Annotated in this window: 14 protein-coding genes and 1 pseudogene; 10 read left to right on the top strand and 5 right to left on the bottom strand. The window is 67.8% G+C overall.

Going from position 1 to position 18199, the window contains the following annotated elements:
• Positions 1-118 precede the first annotated feature (118 nt).
• Complete coding sequence (locus E2C06_RS24855) at positions 119-844, top strand: IS5 family transposase (protein ID WP_133291285.1); 726 nt, start codon at positions 119-121, stop codon at positions 842-844.
• A 493-nt stretch (positions 845-1337) separates the two neighbouring features.
• Here the strand turns inward: E2C06_RS24855 and metB are convergent, their stop codons facing one another.
• Positions 1338-2501 (bottom strand): cystathionine gamma-synthase, encoded by a 1164-nt coding sequence (gene metB / locus E2C06_RS24850; protein WP_133291284.1) that lies wholly within the window; start codon positions 2499-2501, stop codon positions 1338-1340.
• A 245-nt stretch (positions 2502-2746) separates the two neighbouring features.
• Entirely contained in the window at positions 2747-3634 is an 888-nt protein-coding gene (locus E2C06_RS24845) for a LysR family transcriptional regulator (RefSeq protein ID WP_133291283.1), read from the bottom strand.
• A gap of 122 nt (positions 3635-3756) precedes the next feature.
• Between E2C06_RS24845 and E2C06_RS24840 the strand changes: the two genes are divergently transcribed.
• The 4 genes from E2C06_RS24840 (at position 3757) to E2C06_RS24825 (ending at position 6256) form a co-directional block, all read left to right on the top strand.
• Entirely contained in the window at positions 3757-4611 is an 855-nt protein-coding gene (locus tag E2C06_RS24840; protein ID WP_193560501.1) for an XdhC family protein, read from the top strand.
• 67 nt (positions 4612-4678) lie between these two features.
• The gene (locus tag E2C06_RS24835) at positions 4679-5146 is read left to right on the top strand and encodes a hypothetical protein (protein ID WP_133291282.1); all 468 of its coding nucleotides are present in this window, start codon (positions 4679-4681) and stop codon (positions 5144-5146) included.
• Positions 5124-5786 carry a 5-formyltetrahydrofolate cyclo-ligase gene (locus E2C06_RS24830; protein WP_133291281.1) on the top strand — a complete coding sequence of 221 codons (663 nt, stop codon included), beginning with the start codon at positions 5124-5126 and terminating at the stop codon, positions 5784-5786. The genes E2C06_RS24835 and E2C06_RS24830 overlap by 23 nt, the downstream gene beginning before the upstream one ends.
• The gene (locus E2C06_RS24825; protein ID WP_241671454.1) at positions 5786-6256 is read left to right on the top strand and encodes a PAS domain-containing protein; all 471 of its coding nucleotides are present in this window, start codon (positions 5786-5788) and stop codon (positions 6254-6256) included. Before E2C06_RS24830 ends, E2C06_RS24825 begins: the two co-directional genes overlap by 1 nt.
• Before the next feature lie 47 nt (positions 6257-6303).
• On the opposite strand, the gene E2C06_RS24820 is transcribed toward E2C06_RS24825, so the two are convergent.
• The 3 genes and pseudogenes from E2C06_RS24820 to E2C06_RS24810 all read right to left on the bottom strand — a co-directional run bounded on the left by E2C06_RS24820 (position 6304) and on the right by E2C06_RS24810 (position 10451).
• Positions 6304-7470 (bottom strand): tellurite resistance/C4-dicarboxylate transporter family protein, encoded by a 1167-nt coding sequence (locus E2C06_RS24820; protein ID WP_133291280.1) that lies wholly within the window; start codon positions 7468-7470, stop codon positions 6304-6306.
• A gap of 411 nt (positions 7471-7881) precedes the next feature.
• A pseudogene (locus E2C06_RS24815) lies at positions 7882-9142 on the bottom strand (IS3 family transposase).
• Positions 9143-9488: 346 nt separating this feature from the next.
• On the bottom strand, positions 9489-10451 hold the full coding sequence (locus tag E2C06_RS24810) for a MurR/RpiR family transcriptional regulator (RefSeq protein WP_133291279.1): 963 nt from the start codon (positions 10449-10451) through the stop codon (positions 9489-9491).
• A 117-nt stretch (positions 10452-10568) separates the two neighbouring features.
• Between E2C06_RS24810 and E2C06_RS24805 the strand changes: the two genes are divergently transcribed.
• From E2C06_RS24805 to E2C06_RS24785, 5 genes are all read left to right on the top strand, one after another.
• Positions 10569-11927 carry an aspartate aminotransferase family protein gene (locus tag E2C06_RS24805; RefSeq protein ID WP_133291278.1) on the top strand — a complete coding sequence of 453 codons (1359 nt, stop codon included), beginning with the start codon at positions 10569-10571 and terminating at the stop codon, positions 11925-11927.
• Between the two features lie 65 nt (positions 11928-11992).
• Complete coding sequence (locus E2C06_RS24800) at positions 11993-12943, top strand: amino acid ABC transporter substrate-binding protein (protein ID WP_206664680.1); 951 nt, start codon at positions 11993-11995, stop codon at positions 12941-12943.
• A 71-nt stretch (positions 12944-13014) separates the two neighbouring features.
• The gene (locus E2C06_RS24795; RefSeq protein WP_133291276.1) at positions 13015-14241 is read left to right on the top strand and encodes an ABC transporter substrate-binding protein; all 1227 of its coding nucleotides are present in this window, start codon (positions 13015-13017) and stop codon (positions 14239-14241) included.
• Positions 14242-14335: 94 nt separating this feature from the next.
• Positions 14336-16423, top strand: a complete 2088-nt coding sequence (locus E2C06_RS24790) for a hydantoinase/oxoprolinase family protein (protein WP_133291275.1) — start codon at positions 14336-14338, stop codon at positions 16421-16423.
• Positions 16420-18168: a hydantoinase B/oxoprolinase family protein gene (locus tag E2C06_RS24785; protein ID WP_133291274.1), complete on the top strand. Its 1749-nt coding sequence runs from the start codon at positions 16420-16422 to the stop codon at positions 18166-18168. Before E2C06_RS24790 ends, E2C06_RS24785 begins: the two co-directional genes overlap by 4 nt.
• Positions 18169-18199 lie beyond the last annotated feature (31 nt).

Raw genomic sequence — 18199 nt, 5'->3', positions numbered from 1 at the left:
CCCCATCCGAAACCAACCGCAACCCAGTAGCGGTCACCAAGCTCAAGCGGTGGCTACCGGCTGCCCCAATTTTACTCCGCCGGGCGCTCCAATATTCCTCCGCCGTTGACAGTCGGACGTGAAGCTCGCCGAGGCGCTGGACGACCGTACCAGCTTTCGCCGCTTCTGCGGCTTTGCCGCCCACGAGCCGACGCCCGAGCGCACCGCCTTCGTCCGCTTCCGGCGCGAGCTGGTTCGGCGCGGGCTGGACCGAGTGCTGTTCGAGACCGTCACCCGACAGCTCGAGACCAAGGGCGTGATGGTGCGCACCGGCACTTTGGTGGACGCGACGCTGATTCCGTCGGCCAGCATCAGGCAGGACGGCGAGGCCAAGTGGGCTGGGCACCGCCGGCGCAAGCCGGTGCATGGCTACAAGGCGCACGTGGCGACTGACGAAGGTGCCGGCTTGGTGCGTGGTGTCGAGGTCACGACGGCCAATGTGCACGATGCGGCCGAGCTGGCGGCGGTGCTGCCACCGGAGCCAGGCGACGTCTATGGCGACAGCGCCTTCACCGGCGGGTCGGCGGAGCGGCTGATCATCGGTCGCGGCGGCCGGCCGCGCACGGTGTGGACCGGCATCTGGGGCCGCGGCCCGGACGCGCTCGCACGGCTGGAAGCGAACAACGCTGCCGTCCGGCGGGTCCGCTGCCGCATCGAGACGGTGTTCGGCACCTGGAAACGCAGCTATGGCCTGCGGCGGATGCGCTGGCTCGGCCTCGCCAAGGCTGGCCTGCAGGTGCGGCTTGCCGCGATGGCCTACAATCTCCGGCGCACCGTTACCCTGCTGCACGCTGCGGCAGCCTGAAATGGGACGAGTCTGTCCACATCGCCCCTTAGCCTTCCGAGGCAGACCAAAACCGACGCGCATCATGGTGCCCGAAGCAACCCGAAGCCCACACCACGAAGATCTCCGCTCCTTCTGTGCACCCGCGCACAGCTCTCATAAGATACGCCTCAGCGCCATTCGACCTCGCGACACAGCTTAGACACGGTCCAGGCACTCAGGCCCGTTACCTCCACCTCTGGCCCGTCCAATACCACTTGCATCAGCGCCGCCTGTTGCGTCCCGTCCAGTCACGCTGGTCGACCTGGGCGAGGTCGATTGGGCAGTCCGGTAAAGCCCTCGACGATGTAGCGCGTCACTGCATCGCGCGGCGCATCGCATTTCCTGCCTGCCAAATGCGCCGCCTTCGCCCGAGGTAGACTCTCGAGGGCGCCCGCGATCGCCTGCTCCCACGCCGTCGCACGGTCCTCTTCCCAAGGTGCCAGCCGTCGCAGCTCCTCCGCCGACAAGGGTTTCATCCACTCGCGGATGCTTCCAAACCCCTGGCGAGGTCGGCCTCCAGGTCCGCCTTACTTTCCAAACCGACGGAAAGCCGCAGCAGGTTTTCGCCGATCCCAGCGGCGCGTCTGACATCGGCGCTCATACTCACGTGGGTCATCGTTGCCGGATGGGCGACCAGGCTTTCCACGCCCCCGAGGGACTCGGCCAGCGTGAACACCTCGATCGCCCCACAGAACCGGCGCACGCCCTCTACACCGCTGGAGATCTCGAAGCTCAGCATGGCGCCGAAGCCGCGCTGCTGAGCTATTGCGATCTCATGCCCAGGGTGCGTGCGGAGCCCGGGATAGTGGACGGCCTTCACGGCCGGGTGCCGCTGAAGAAACCCGGCGAGCTCGGCCGCCGTCTGCTGCTGGCGCTCGACGCGCGCGAACAACGTCCGCAGGCCGCGCAGGGTGAGGTAGGCGTCGAAGGGCGCACCAGTCACGCCCGTGACGTTCGCCCAGGACGCCAGCGCCTCGACATCCGCCGGATTGGCAGCAACGACTGCGCCGCCGACCACGTCGGAATGGCCATTGAGGTACTTGGTCGTTGAGTGGACGACGAAGTCCGCGCCGAGCCGGAGCGGCTGCTGCAGCGCCGGGGACAGGAAGGTGTTGTCCACCACCACCTTCGCCCCAGCCGATCGCGCCTGGGCAGCGATTTCGCGGATGTCGACGATGCGCATTAATGGGTTGCTCGGGCTCTCGATGAGGACGAGCCTCGGGCCGCACGCCATGGCGGCAGCGAGGGCCTCTCCGTCGGTCTGGTCGACGAAGCGGACCTCGAACTGCCGCTTCGCCCTCCGCGCGCTCAATAGCCGCCAGGTGCCGGCGTAGCAGTCGTGCGGCGCGACCACGAGGTCGCCCGGCTCAAGGCTGGATAGCACAAGGTCGATGGCGGCCATACCCGACGAGACGACTACGGCACCGGCGCCCGCCTCCAACTTCGCTAGGGTGTCGGCGAGGAGGTCGCGCGTCGGATTGCCAGAGCGTGTGTAGTCGTAGCGGCCTGCCCGGCCGAAGCCGTCGAAGGCGTAGCTGCTCGACAAGTGGACCGGCGGTGCCACGGCTTTGAAGGCGCTGTCCGTCGCTATGCCGTTCGCGGCGGCAACGGTCTGCGGAGACTTGGGCTGGGGCATAGTTTCGACACCTTGCGCTGAGAGCAACCACCGCTTGTGGGAGTGGAGACCTGTCATCTCCAGGAGCGTGAACCGGCCGACTACCCGCTGTCACGTGCTGGCCGGAGGACCGGGTCGGGGCTCCCTCTCGCGGCAACCGGTGGCAGCCGGGCATACATCGTCCCAGCGCTGCCCGAGATCCGGCGCGCGGGGCGCGTAGGACGCATGCTCTGGCGAGGGCAGGCCTCCCGTGTGCATCAAGCGCCTCAGCCTGGTGCTTCCGGTGTTCCGGCGCTCGCAACCCATCCCGTGCCGTCAGCGCGGACGACGCTCCGGAGGCCGTCGAGCGCGATCCGGACCACCCCGGCATCATCCGTCCCCGCATGCACCGCGTAGGCGGGGTAGACGAACTCCGGGGCGCCGGACACCAGTTGGAGCTGGCCGCCCTCCAGGTACGGCCGGACCGCGCCCATGCGAAAATACCCCGAACCTCCCGCCGCAAGGATGTAGCCGAGACCGAGCGGACCCAGCCCGACATGGAGGGCCGGCTCGTCCCGGCCGGCCTGGCCCGGGCCCTTCCACAACGCGAATTCCGGGCCCCAATCCACATGCACGTAGGGCGGCGCACCGCCCCTTGCGCCCGGTGAGGTGGTCACCATGACCAGCTTCTCCTCGACGAGGAGTTCCACCGCGAGGCCGGGCCGGTAGCGGGGGGCGTAGAGCACCGCGAGGTCGAGGACGCCCTCAGCGACTTGATCCATCAGGTCTTCGGACCGTCCGACCTGCACCCGCAGGGCCACATCCGGCGCCGTGCGCCCCATCCAGAGGAGCCATTGGACCAGGAGCGGGTCCCAGAGGCTGAGCTCCGCCCCGATCGCCACGACCGCCCGCCGCCCCCGTGGCACCGCCACCTCGTGCCGCGCCCGCTCCCAGAGCTGCACCAGAGCGGGCGCATGCCGCAGAAAGCTCTCGCCCGCCGGTGTCAGCGAGGCGCCGGCCTTGTTGCGCACGAAGAGCGGCCGGCGCAGCTGCTCCTCCAGGGACCGGACCCGGGCGCTGACGGTCGTCTGGCTCACGTTCAGGCGCTCGGCGGCGCGCACGAAGCTACCGGCGGCAACGATGGCGAGAAAGGTGCGGGCCAGCTCGATATCCATGGAGCGCTCCGTCGTTCACTGCAGAGTTCTCGCAGTTATCCTGCAATCAATCTCGTTTGTATGCCGCATGCCCTGCCCCAAGATCTGCCCTGAGGGTTCGTGGTAGCCGAATGAGGGTGTGCATGACCGAGGGCGAGCAGTCTCACCTCCTGGACCTGATGGTGGCGCTGCGGGACCGGCGCGAGGCCTACGCGCTGGCCACCGTGGTCGAGACCAAAGGCTCCGCCTCGGCCAGCCCGGGGTCGAAGGCGCTGATCGGCCGGGACGGCACGCTCCTCGCCGGCTGGGTGGGCGGCGGTTGCGCCGAGTCCACCGTGCGGCAGGCGGCGCTGGAGTGCCTCCGCGACCCGCACCCCCGGGTGGTGGACCTCGATCTCGACGACGAGGTGCTGGGCGTGGGCATGCCCTGTGGCGGGAGCATGCGCGTCTATGTCGAGCCCGTGCTCCCGGCGCCGACGCTGTGGATCCTCGGCCACGGACGGGTCGCGGAATGCCTCTGCCGCTTCGGCGCCACGCTCGGCTTCCGGGTCGTGGTGGACGAGGCGCCGGCACCGGATCGGGCGCGATTCCCAGACGCGGCGGAGATCATCGACGGTGATTACGGGTACGAGAAGCTGGAGCCCCAGGCCGAGGACGCCGTGGTGATCGCCACGCAGCACAAGGGTGACCACATCTCCGCGGTTCGCGCGCTCCGCTCCCCCGCCGGCTATGTCGCTGTGATCGCCAGCCGCAAACGGTCGCGGCTGGTCTGGGACTTCCTGCGCGGGGAGGGATTTGCCGAGGAAGAATTCGCCCGGCTCCGCGCCCCGGCGGGGCTCGACCTCGGGGCACGAACACCCGAGGAGATCGCCCTGTCGGTCATGGGCGAGATCGTCATGCTGCGCCGGGGCGGTAGTGGCCGCCCCCGATGCGACGCTGCCGCGCACCGCGCCGAGCCGACCCAAGAGGAGGCGGTCGGCCGGGAACTGGTGGCCTGACCACGAGCCACGCGGACACCATGCACCCTCGCCGTGCGGACTGCCAGCTAAGGCCGAGGAGGTCGGGATGAATGAAGGGACGCAGCGGGGGGGTGCGCGGCCGGCGATCGCCCCGCCGGAGGAGGACCCCAACGCCGTCGTCGTCTGCAGCTCACCGCCCTGCTTCATGCACGAGCTCGACCCGTCTTACCTCGGCTATCTCGGCCGCGACGAGGTGCGGGAGCTGCTGGAAGCGCTGCTCGCGATGAGATGGTCCGGCACCGTGGTCGAGGCGGCCTGGGTGCGCGCCATGCTGCGACGGCACCTGGCCCATCCGGGTGTCACGCGGCCCCCTGGACCGTCGCATGTCCAGGGCGAGGCGACCACCGGCGGCGCCCACGCGGGATCCGCCGATGGCGGAGAGGACTGCCTGAGGCTCCGGCTGCGCGCTGCCTTGCCCCGCCTCGCCGACGGCGCATTGCAGCGCGACCTCGCGGAGGTCCTCAGGATGCTCGAGCGCGACCTTCGACGCCATGGCCGCACTGGCGACAGCTAAAGGCGTGCCGGGCTGGGCGGAGGTGCGGAGCTGGCGCAAGGCGCAGCGCGCGAGCCTCGTCGCGCAGTGTCTCGGTGCCGGACGCGCCGAACGGGAAGGCTGGAACTCCACCATCACGGCTCACCTCGAGGGACTGCCGGCGCTGGCAGGTCCGACGGGGACAGTCGGCTTCTACTGGCCCTTCAAAGGGGAGTACGACCCGAGGCCTCTAGCGCGCCTGCTTCATGCCCGCGGCGTGCGCCTGGCGCTGCCGGTCGTCGTCGAACGGGCGAGGCCGGTGGCCTTCCGGGCTTGGTGGCCGGGCATGCGCATGCGGCCCGGGGTCTGGAACATCCCGGTGCCGGATGAGGGCGACTGGGTCCGCCCCGAAGCCTTGCTGGTGCCGCTGCTCGGCTTTGACCCGCAAGGTTACCGGCTCGGCTACGGCGGTGGCTATTACGACCGGACTCTGGCCGCCGCGCGGCCGACACCTCCGCTTGCAATCGGCGTTGGCTTCGAGGTCGGGCGGCTGGAGACCATCCATCCGCAGCCGCACGACGTGCCGATGGACCTGATCGTCACCGAGCGGCGGGTCTTCCGGGGATCAGCACCCGTGACGGCGACTGAGGGCTCGGGCCCAGGTAGTCGGGAGGGAGTATAATGATGGGCGACGGGTGGTCGGGGGCGGAGTTGGGCCGGCTGGGTCGTGTCATGCTGGAGGCAGCGGCAGATGCCATCATCCTCGCAGACCGCAAGGGTGCGATCCGCTTCTGGAATGCTGGGGCGGAGCGCCTGTTCGGTTTCACTGCGGCGGAGGCGCTCGGTCGTCCGCTCGACATCATCGTCCCGGAGCCGCAGCGGGCGCGGCACTGGGCAGGGTTCAGCCGGGTCATGGAGACGGGCGAGAGCCGCTACGGTGCGGGCGAGGTACTCGCCGTGCCCGGCCTGCGCAAGGATGGCAGCCGCATCTCGCTGGAGTTCACCATCGTGCCCCTGCACGACCAGGCGGGCCGGATGGAGGGCATGGCCGCAATCCTGCGCGACGTGACGCAACGCTTCGAAGAACTGCGCGCGCTTCGGCGGCAGGTTGCAGCCGCACGGGAGGGCCGCGCCGCCGAGCCGCGGCCCTAGGCAGATCCGAGCCGCCCGCCGTCCTGAGGCGAGGCAAGACTGGAGCTTCAGCGCCGGGCTGCCACCGTCGCGTGCCCCGCCCGGATCAGGAGGCCGGCGAAGGCGGCGAGCCACGCCGCGATCGCCACCCAGACAAAGAGCCGCGGGATCGGCAAGAGGAAGTCGTGACTGGCCGCTCGCGCGAAGGTCGCGGTCGCGGCGGTATACATGCCGAGCGGGAAGACCATGGACCAGTATTGCGGGTCGTAAGCTAAGGAGATTCTCCCGGCCACGTGCCGCCAGGCAGTCAGTAAGGCCAGTAGCGGCACCCACCAGGTTGCCGCGGCCCAGAAGCCCGTCGTCAGCGCGTTGATGAAGGGCTGGAAGCCCAGGACGCCGGGATGGCCCTGCGCGTAGAGCAGGAGGTCGGCGCCCGCGAGGGTGGCGATCGCCACTGCACCCATGTTGATCCAGTAAGGCGGCGTCAGCATCGCCGGGGTCATTTCGAGGAAAAGCCAGCGGTAGAGAATGAGCGCGATCAGGACCGCGTAGAACATCCCGCCGAGCAGGAAGAGGCAGACGCAGGCAAAAATACCAATTTCTGGCCGCGGCAGCAGGTCGGCGACGGAGGTGCCGAGGACGCAGAGCGACTCTGTCGAGACCGCAACCAGGAGCCAGGCTCCGCTCAGCCCCCGCTCGATCGGTGGCTTCGGGCCGGCGAGTATCGCCCCGAGAAAGAAGCCGTAGAGCAGGGCGACCCAGAGCAGGGTGGCCCACAGCCACAGCGCCAGGGCGATCTCACGAAACGTGGTCAGGGAGGCGAACTGGACCCCGAGCACACCGGTTGCGGCGACCATGGTCAGGAATGGCGGGCCCACTGCATGGTCGGCCAAGTCGCGGAGCAGGGCGGAAGGGTGCCGTAGCAGCCGCGCTAGCGTGATCGCCAGCAGCGCCGGGTAGGCGACCAGGTTGAGCGCGAACAGCGCGGTGGGGACCAGCGGCACCTCTTGGAGATACGCCGCGAGCGAGACGATGCCGGTGGCCATGACGAATGCGAAGTGACCAGGCGAGAAGCGCGCCAACCGGCCGCGGTGGCCACCCGGCACAACGGCCGGCTTGGTCCCGGCCTGCACGGGGAACGTCAAGCCCGGGCCGAGGAAGGTGACCGGGCGGTCGGCCCGGGTCGTCCGGCCAGGCTCGTCGGTGTGCGACTGAATGGCGAGCCGATCCCGCACCGAGTGAACTCTCTCTCAAACGCGGCGAAGGAGCGCGGTAAGGATAGGAGGGGGGCTCGGCTGCTCATGGGCTAATGCTACTGCGACAAGTCGCGGTGTGAAGGCTTACCTCTGGATGGCGGCCACAATCGTCCACTCCGCCGCGGAGACCTGCTTCGGCGCCTTCTGAAGCGCCAGCACGGCGCTGGGATGGCGATGCGATCCGGGCTTGAGAGGCTCAACGTCGTCAGCACGGGAACTTCCTCGAGCTGGCACCGGAACACACCCTCCGGTTACAGGAACGCGGTACTTACAGGCATGGGATCGCGAGCGACCGCGCAAAAGTGTAGTGCGTCCGGATGTTGAGACAGCCTGCTGCGCTATTCAGGCGGCCAAGGGTAGGTTGGCCGGTGGGCATTGAGCAAGGCGGCGTTACTCGGCGCGGATCTGGTTCGGAGTGCGGTAGCCGTGCCGGGCGACGATCCAGGTGGCGTTATAGTGGGCCACGAACTCCTGCAGCCCACGGCGCAGCTCTTCAATGGTGTCGAAGGTGTGCACCCGTAGGAAGTTCTCTTTCAGGGTGCGGACGAAGCGCTCGGCGACGCCGTTGCCCTCGGGCTGGCGGACGAAGGAAGGCGAGCTCTCGATGCCGAAGAAGGCGATCTCGTCCTGGAAGTCGCCTGACAGGTAGTTGGAGCCGTGGTCGTGGCGGAGGGAGAGACCCTTGGCCGCGTTCTTTTCGAAGCCGCCGAAGTGGCGCAGCACGTCCTGGCGCACCGGCTCGAGTGCCTCGAAGCGGTTGCCGGAGCGGGCGGCATGGTTGCCGACGCACTCGCCGGAGCAGTGGTCGACGGCAACGAACACCCGGGCCCGACCGTCTCGGATGGTCACGGTCTCGGTCATGTCGGTCCCCCACATCGCGTCCACCGCCGTTGTGGTGATGGTGCCGTCATGGGCGGCAGCTCGGGACGGCCGACGCGGTGTGGCGCGAGCACGCCGTGCTGGCCCATGAGGCGCCGGACCCGCCGGGCCGAGGTGCGGATCCCGGCATGGCGCAGCCGGGCCCAGATCTTGCGGTAGCCCTCGCCATGCAGGCGCGAGCCGAGGATCTGGGCGCGGATGTGCTCGAGCAACTCGGTGTCAGAGCAGGCACCGACCGGGCCCCGGCGTGTCGGACCGGCCGGTGCCGCGGGGTCGGGCGCCGCGCGATGGCGGTAGACTGTGGCACGGGAGAGCTGCCAGACCCGAGCGACCCTGGCCAAGCCGTAGGCGTGGCCCGTGACCGACGAGATGGCCCGGCTCACCGCCTCGACCTCCGGCGGGCCAAAGGGCGGCCGCCCTCCAGGGCCGCAATCTTCTGCTCCAGCAGCTCGTTGGCCATGGTGACCTCGCCGAGCTTGGCCTTGAGCCGGAGCAGTTCCCCATCGCGGCTGTCGCGCTCACGCTCCTTCATCGCCGCCTCTGCCCCGATCAGGGCGCGATCGCGCCACTCGCTCAGGCGGGCGACGGTGACGTTGAGCTCGCGGGCCACGATCTCCAGCGGCTCACCGCGCAGCAGGCGGGTGACGGCGGCCAGCTTGCGCCGGGCGGAGTTGCGACGCTCCGGCCCGGCACCGCCCGTGGGGGTGCCGGAATCGACGTGCTGGACGCCCGCCGGCGCCCCCACGGGCTGGTGGCTGCGGTTCTGGTCCATCGGTCTGACCTCCGGTTGCGGTGATCTCTACCGCAGCCGGCTGTCTCATCGAACCGTGTCGCACCCCAGTCCCGACGCCGGGCAGCATTCGCTCTCATGGCAAACGGACCGCCCTTGCAGAAGAAGGGGCCTCGCCCCGGCCTCACCCTAACTGAAGACACTTATAGAGCCGGCTTGGGCCATCTTGAGGCCGGCGCCGGGTCGCACGGGGATAATACCTGTAAAACCGGCAAACTCATCCAAGTGCACCCAAGCCGGCTCTATAGGCGGGCGACCAATGCAACAAGGCGCCACTGCAGCGGCGGGAACCGGGAAACGAAAGTCTCTGGGCGGCCGTTGCAGCTCATTATCTGGGCAGACGGCCAGTGCTGCCCGACCTCCGATTCGCTGCGCCACGCTTGCGCGCTGAACTAGTGGTCAGGAGGTATTCGCCTGCATCCACAAGCCGCCTTTCGTTCGTACGGATCCGCTTCTGCGCATTCTCACCGAGCTTTGCTACCGTCAGCGCTGCAAGCAGATTGGCTAAAGCCAGCGCTCCGCCCGCTGATTCCGGAAAGGCGCGGCTCAGTGTTGGCGCCACAAAGAAAAGGTCGCCAGCTAGATCGCGCAGGGGAGCCTCGTCGATATCGGACACGACAATGATCCGTGCCCCGGCATCGCTCGCTCGCCGCGCCAGCGCATCGGTCACCCGACTGAACGGCGCAAAGGTAAAGGCAACAAAAGCATCCTCCGCCGCCGCATCTTCAAGCGCCCCCTCAGGTGCACCACCCGCGTCATCGAGCAAGGAGACGCCGGGCCGGGCCTTACGGAGGGCGTAGGCGAGCGTGAAGGCCGCCGGGAAAGGCGTGCGACGGGCAGCCACGAACACGCGCGGAGCAGTCGCAAGGACTGTCGTGGACCGGTCCAGCGCGGTCTCGGTCAACCCCGCGAATGCTCGGCGAAGCACGTCATGCTCCGCGGCGAAGAAGCTCTCCGCGAAGGCCAGCGCCCCGGTGCCGGCCCCGGCAGCGGCCGCGATGGCGCGTGCGCTGTCCACGTTGCGTGTCGCGGCCACCTGCGCTGCCGCACCGTTGCGCAAGACGCGGTCCACGAAGCCCTGACGCAGTTCGTTGTATCCGGGCAGGCCCAGCCGCTGCGCCAGGCGGACCAGCGTGACGGGTGGAACATCGGCCCGCCGCGCAAGCGCGCGCATCGAATGAACGGCCACGTTCTCAGGATGCGCCAGAAGATAGCGCGCCGCCTCGGCCATAGGCCCCGTCAGTTCCGCGAGCACCCCCCGGAGCGCCTTGAAGGTCTCGGCTTCATTCATGTCGGCAGGCTCCCCATAACGACCGCTTCGGACAAGCGGTGGACCAATTGCTCCTATTGACTCATAGCCGAACCATATGGTCCGCTCCAGGCTGCGTCATTGCATGGAAGTCCGGGCATGGATCATCCCGCAGCAACCAACGCCGAACCGACCGATAATCAACCGCCGTTTTCGCGGTCTGCCGCCGAGTTCGAGAGGGCCAAGCGCGTCATTCCCGGCGGCAGTATGCGCCAGGCCACCTGGTTCGCACCGCATCCACCCTACGCGGTCAGGGGCGAAGGCTGCTGGGTGGAGGACCTGGATGGCCGTCGCATCCTCGATTGCGCGAACAACTTCTTCTCGCTGGTGCATGGCCATGCCTTCCCGCCGGTGGTCGAGGCGCTACGGAAGGTGGTGGGCGACGGCACGGCGTTCGGGATGCCCACACGGCATGAGACAGCCCTGGCCGAGGCTATCCGCAGCCGCTCGCCACGCTGCGAGCAGATCCGCTTCTGCAATTCGGGCACAGAGGCGGTCATGTTTGCCGTCAAGGCAGCGCGCGCGCTGACCGGTCGCCCCGCGATCGCGAAGTTCGAGGGCGCCTATCACGGCAGCTATGATTCGCTCGAAGTCAGCCTGGGCTCAGATCCTTCGAACTGGGATGGTTCGGGCGGTGATCCGGCCGCGGTGCCCTATGACCGCGGTACGCCTGCAGGTGTCGTCGCCGACACGGTGGTGCTGCCCTATGCCGATGCCGACCGATGCACTGCCATTCTCGAGCGGGAGGCTCCCCGGATTGCCGCGGTGGTATTGGACCCGCTGGCCTCGAAGATCGGTATGGTGCCGCCCCCGGCGGCAACCATCGAGGCCATCCGCAATGCCGGTACCCGGCATGGGATCCTGCTGATCTGCGACGAGGTCATCACCTTCCGCCTCTCCCACGCCGGGGCGCATCCTCTCTTTGGGCTGGAGCCCGATCTGATCGCGCTCGGCAAGATCATCGGCGGCGGCCTGCCGGTCGGAGCGGTGGCCGGGCCGGCAGCGCGGATGGCCATTTTCGACCATACCCGCGGCCAGCCGCCAGTGGCATTCGGCGGTACCTTCAGCGCGAACCCGTTGACCATGGCGGCTGGTCTCGCCGCGCTCGACGCGTTTGATTTGCCGGCCGTGGACAGGCTGAACCGTCTGGGCGACACCCTGCGAAGCCGCGTCAATGCTGCCTTCACCGAAGCGGGCGTAGCCGCGCAGATGACCGGCTTCGGATCGCTGTTCCGCCTGCACCTGACGGCCGCCCCGATCCGGGACTACCGCAGCTGCTATCCGGACGCGGCCGCGAAGAAAGCGCTTGCGGCTATCCACCTGACGATGCTCGACGCTGGCGTTCTGCTGACTCCCAACTGCTCTGGCGCCCTCTCGACGCCAATGGCCGCTGCGGAGATCAGCCTCATAGCCCATGCCCTCGTCGAAGCCACCCTGGCGGAAAGGACTGGGCGATGATGCGGCGTCTCCTCGCTGCTGCAGCCCTAGTCGCAGGGCTGAGCGCGGCGGCTCAGGCGGGTCCCGTGTTGGATCGGGTTCGGGCCAACAATACCGTCCGGTGCGGGGTCGGCGGATCCGTTGCAGGGTTTTCGCTTCCGGACGGTCGCGGTGAATGGCACGGGCTGGATGTGGACTACTGCCGCGCCGTGGCGACCGCCGTACTTGGCGATCCGCGACGCGTGACCTTCGTCCCAGTCACCTTGCAGACACGCTTTACAGCGTTGTCTTCCGGAGAGGTGGACGTACTGGCCCGCGACACCGTCTGGACCATGTCGCGGGATGTCAGCCTCGGGATCGTCTTCGTCGGCACCAGCTTCTACACGGGTACGGGGGTGATGGTCCGTCGCGCGTCCAATGTCACCCGGATGGATCAGTTGGGTGGCGCGACGATCTGTGCGAGCCAGGGAGGATCAAACCTGCCCGAGGTCACCGACTTCCTCCGCGCCCGCAACCTGAGCTTCACTCCAATTACCTTCGACCGTTTCGCTGCTGTGCTTGAAGGCTTTTTGGCCGGACGATGTGATGCGGTGACTGCGGGTGCTGCGGACTTGGCTGGCGCAATCTCGGTTCAGGTGACCAATCCCCAAGACTTCCTTGTGTTGCCCGAGGTCCTGAGCCGCGACCCATATGGCCCGGCGGTGGCCCGCGGTGACATGGAATGGTTCTCGATCGCGCGCTGGACTCTCTTCGCACTGATCGAGGCCGAGGAGCGCGGACTCACGCGAGCCAATGTCCGCCAGATGGCAGCCAGCGCGACCGATCCTGCGCTGAAGCGCCTGCTCGGCACGGAAGACAACCTCCGCGGCATGCTGACTCTGCAGCGCGACTGGGTGATCCGGGTCATCGAGCATGTCGGCAACTACGGCGAAATCTACGACCGCAACTTCGGGCCCGAAACGCCAATCAACCTGGGGCGCGGCCAGAACCACGTCGTCTCCCGCGGAGGGCTCCACTACGGCATGCCGTTCCGCTGAGCAGATCGGACGCCCGTCGCGTGCGTAGCGGCGCCTCCCCGTGGGATTCCAGAGGCAGAGGTCGAGAAGCCATGAACGTGACACGACGTGCGATGCTGGCGTCCGCCGCGGCGCTGCCCTTCCTGTCGCGGCCGGCATGGTCGCAGCAGCAGGTTGTCCGGCTTGGGGTGCTGACGGACATGGCCGGCATGTACAAAGACACCTCCGGTCAGACCACGGTGGTCTGCGTGCAGCAGGCAGTGGAGGACTTCCGGGCGATCGCGCCCGATATCCGCGTCGAGGTGCTCGCTGCCGATCACCAGAACCGGGCGGATGTCGGCGTGACCACCGCGCGCCGCTGGTTCGACCAGCAGGGCGTGGATGTTATCCTGGACGTGAATAACAGCGCCATCGCCTTCGCAATCAATGACGTGGTGCGGGAGAAGGACAAGATCCAGCTGAACAGCGGCGCCGTCTCGTCGGACCTCACCGGCGCCCGCTGTAGTCCAAACACCCTGCATTGGACCACGGACACCTGGGCGAACGCCCGCGCCACGGCCCGCGCCATGCTTGACCAGGGCAACAAGGACTGGTTCTTCATCACCGCCGACTATTCCTTCGGCCACTTGCTGCAGGCCGAGATCAGCCGGGTGGTCGAGGCCGGTGGCGGCCGGATCGTCGGCGGCGCACGCTATCCTTCGCCGGGCACCACGGATTTCTCTTCCTTCCTGGTCGAGGCCCGGGCGCGCGGCGCCAAGGTGATCGGCTTGTGTAATGCCGGTGCCGACCTCAACAACTGCGTGCAGCAGGCCCGTGAATTCGGCCTCAACCGGCAGGGCGTCAAGTTGGTGGCCCCGATCGCCCTGCTCACCAATGTGCATGGGCTTGGCCTCGAAGCGGCTGAGGGCCTGGTGCTTTCGGAGCCGTTCTACTGGGACATGAGCGAGCGCAGCCGGGCCTTCACCGCGCGCATCCGTCCCAAGGCGCCGACCAACTGGCCCAGTAGCATCCATGCCGGCGCCTATTCGGCGGCGCTGCATTACCTGAAGGCGGTCGCCCGGATCGGCGTGCCGGCCTCCAAGGCCTCCGGCCGAACGGCGATCGAAACCATGCGCGCCATGACGGTGGAGGACGATGTCTACGAACGCGCGACTATTCGTGCGGATGGACGCGTACTATTCCCGGCCCGGGTCTGGGACGTGAAGGCGGCGTCCGAGAGCAAAGGACCTTGGGATTACCTGAAGCCGCGCGCCACCATCCCGGCTGCCGAGGCCTTCCGGCCGATCGGCGAGGGGAACTGCGCGCTCGTCCGCGGCTAGGACGCACCGTGCCCGCACCGCGCGCCATTACCGCCCAGGTTCTCCGCGGGGCCGGCGAAGAGCGAGTTCTCCATTCCAGTCAGGGCACTCCTGCATGACCACGGACGCAATCCAGCCCCCTTTCCGCATCGGGGTCGACATTGGTGGCACCTTCACCGACATCGTCGTCGCTGGCGCGGCGGGCCGGCTGCTGGCGCACAAAGCCCCGTCCACGCCGGAGGACCGCACCATTGGCGTGCTGAACGCCATCGCAGGTGCCGCGCAGGCGATGGGGCGCGACACGCGGGACCTGCTGCGCGAAACGGAACTCCTGGTCCATGGCTCCACCGTCGCCACCAACACCCTGCTGGAAGGCAAGGGGGCGCGGGTGGGCTTGCTGACCACCGAGGGGTTCCGCGACAGCCTGGAAATCCGCCGCGGCCTGCGGCGAGACGTCTGGGACCATCGCTCGCCCTTTCCGCCGCCGCTGGTGCCGCGCCGGCTGCGACTGGGCGTGACCGAACGCATCGATGCCGCAGGGGCGGTGGTGACGCCGCTATCCCGCGACAGCGTGCTGCGCGCGGTCGAGGTGTTTCGTGCCGAGGGCGTGGAGGCAATCGCCATCTGCTTCCTCAACAGCTTCCGCACTCCGGCGCATGAACATGCCTGCCGTGCCATCATCCAGGAGGTCTGGCCCGAGGTCTGGGTCTCCTGCTCCGGCGATATCGCACCGATTATGGGCGAGTACGAGCGTAGCGCGACAGTTGTCGTCAATGCCTATGTTGGCCCGCGCGTGGCACCCTATCTGCGTTCGCTTGAGGAAAGGCTGTCCGGCCTCGGCCTGCGTCATCCGCTGCTGATCGTGCAAAGCAATGGCGGCGCCGCGAACGTGGCGGAGGTAGCGCATCATCCGGTGCAGATGGTGCTATCCGGCCCGGCCGCGGGCGTCGGCGCGATCCGCTACTTCGGGCGCGATACCGGCTCGTCGGACCTCGTCTCTATCGAGGTGGGTGGCACCAGCTGCGACGTGACCCTGATGCGCGACGGCGTCGTGCAGATGACCGACCAACTTGATGTCGAAGGACATTGTATCGCCATCCCCTCGGTCGAGATTCACACCATCGGCGCAGGCGGCGGCACCATCGGTCATGTCGACGCGGGCGGGATGCTGCATGCCGGCCCGCGGGGTGCCGGCGCGCGGCCTGGGCCGGCGGCCTATGGTTTCGGCGGCATCCAGCCCACGGTGACGGATGCGCAACTCGTCCTCGGCCGGCTGGCACCCGGCCCCTATGCAGGCGGTGCCATCATGCTGGATCGCGACAAGGCTGCCGAAGCGATCGAGCGGCATCTGGCACAACCGCTAGGGCTGACGCTGGAGCAGGCAGCGGCCGGCCTGATCCGCTTGGTGGACCAGAACATTCAGCACGCCGTGGAACGCGTCAGCATCGAGCGCGGCTATGACATCCGTGACTTCACGCTGATTGCGGCAGGCGGCGCCGGGCCGCTGCACGGGGCGGCGGTTGGGCGTGCCCTGGGCTGCGCCGCGGTCTATGTGCCACGCTTGGCCGGCGTGTTCTGCGCCTTCGGCATGTGCAATACCGATGTTCGCATCGACCGCATCCGCAGCTGGTACCAGCGGCTGGATGACCGCCAGCCGGATCGACTGGAGGCGGCGTTCCGCGAAGTTGAGCAGCAAGCCCGTGCCGCGTTGGCGCGGCAGGGCTTCGCCGAGGATGCAATCCTGCTCGAACGCGGGCTGGCGCTGCGCTATCCCGGGCAGCAATGGCCGGTGACCATCACCTGCGACGACGGGCTGGGCGTGGAGCAGTTGCGCCGTAGCTTTGAGGCGGCGCACCAGCGGCTATATGGCCACTTCCAGCAGGATGGCGAGATCGAGGCACTCGGCCTGAAGGTCGGGGCACGCGGCCACCTGCCGATGGCGGCGCCGGCGCTGGCCGAGCCCGGCCCGTTGCGCTGGCCGGAACCTGGGGGGCGGCGCCCGGTCTGGATCGACGATGCCACCGGCACGGTCCTGACGCCGATCCATGACGGGCGGCGCCTTGTGCCCGGCGATGCCGTGGCAGGTCCCGCCGTCATCGACGAGGCGACAACGACGCTGCTCGTCGAGAGCGGCCAGAGGCTGCGCGTGACCGCCGCCGGAAATTATCTGATCGAACCCGCGAAGAAGGACGGCGCCGTATGACCGCCACCGCTACCGCCATCGATCCGGTCCGCCTCGCTGTCGTCCAGAAGCAGGTGGATCACATCTCGCAGCAGATGGGCCTGATCATGACGCGCACGGCGCGTAGCCCGATTTTCAGTCAGAGCCACGATTTCACCTGCTTCGTCGCCAGCGCTGGTGGCGACATCATCGCCCAGGCGGACGGGATCCCGATTCATAGCGGCGGAGGCGGCTTTGCGGTGCGCGCCACGTTGCAGGCCTTTGGCGACGAGATGGCAGAGGGCGATGTTTACCTGCTGAGCGATCCCTACACTGCGGGTGGCAACCACCTGCCGGATTGGACCATGATCCGCCCGGTCTTTGTCAGCGGTCGCCTTTGTGGATTCACCTGCAACCGCGCGCATCAATCGGATATCGGTGGCGGCGCCGCAGGCACCTACAACCCCGAAGCAACGGAGATCTTCCACGAGGGCATCCGCCTTCCCGTGCTTCGCCTGGTCGAAGCCGGGAAGCTGCGTCGTGACCTCTTCACACTACTCCTGCTGAACTCCCGCTGCCCGGACCTCATGGAAGGCGACCTGAGCGCGATGTTCGGCTCGACCCGGATCGGGGCGGAACGCGTCGCCGCGATGCTCGCCGAGATGCGGATCGACCAGGGGCTCGCCTATTTCGATGCATTGCTGCGCTACGGCGAAGCCCGCATGCGCGCGGAGATCGCGAAGCTGCCCAACGGCACCTATCTCGGCGAGGATGGCAGCGACACCGACTGTTTCCAGAAGATAGACGTGCCGGTGCGCGTCGCGCTCGAGATCCGCGATGACGCTCTGGTCTTCGACTTCACTGGAAGCTCGCCGCAGATTAGGGGTTTCAAGAACAGCTCGTTGGCGAACACCTATTCCGCCGTTTATGTGGCCGTCGCCACCTTTTTTGATCATTCGCTACCACGGAACGAGGGGCTGTTCCGCCCCGTGACGATCATCGCCCCCGAAGGCACCGTGGTGAATGCCCGCCCGCCGGCACCGATGACGATGAACACGGTCTATCCGGCAACCGACATCATCTACGCCTGCTGGAAGGCCCTGGCGCAAGCTGCGCCGGAGCGCGGCTGCGCCGGCTGGGGCAAAGCCTGCTATGGGCTGAGTTCTGGTCGCGATACGGATGGACGCTTCTTCGTCATGTATCATTGGCACGGTGCATCGGGTGGCGGCGCTGTGAAAGGGCGCGACGGATTCCAGTCTGTCGGCCACATGATCTCGCTTGGTGGCCTGACACTGCCAAACGTGGAGGGGTACGAGCAGTCCTATCCCGTGCACATCCATCGGCAGGAACTGAGGTGCGACACCGCTGGGGCGGGCGAGTTCCGCGGCGGCGCCGGCGTGGACTACATCTGCGACGTGCTGGTACTGACCGAGCACGCGGTCCGTTCGGAAGGTGTGGGCCGTCCGTCCGGCTACGGAATCGGTGGCGGACTGGATGGAGCCTCAGGGTTGCTCGACGTGGATGAAATCGGAAAAGGTTCTTGCCCGCCGCCACAGTACGGCATCCAGCGCCTCGGCCCTTCGCGCATTCGAGTGCAGTCGAGCGCCGGGGGAGGATGGGGCGATCCGTTCCGTCGAGATCCGGACGCCGTACTGGCAGATGTGCTTGACGGTATCGTGAGCTCTGAGATGGCACTGAATGCTTACGGCGTTGTCTTAACGAGTGATGGGTGCACGGTCGATCACGCGCAAACCAGCCGCCGAAGGCTATCTGCAGCCGGATCGTAAGCGTCTAAGTGCCAAAAACGAATCTGCTGAT

It is taken from the genome of Dankookia rubra (genome assembly GCF_004355005.1).
Classification (GTDB): domain Bacteria; phylum Pseudomonadota; class Alphaproteobacteria; order Acetobacterales; family Acetobacteraceae; genus Paracraurococcus; species Paracraurococcus ruber_A.
Note: the sequence above shows the minus strand (reverse complement) of the source record. Positions and strands in the feature narration are given on the sequence as shown.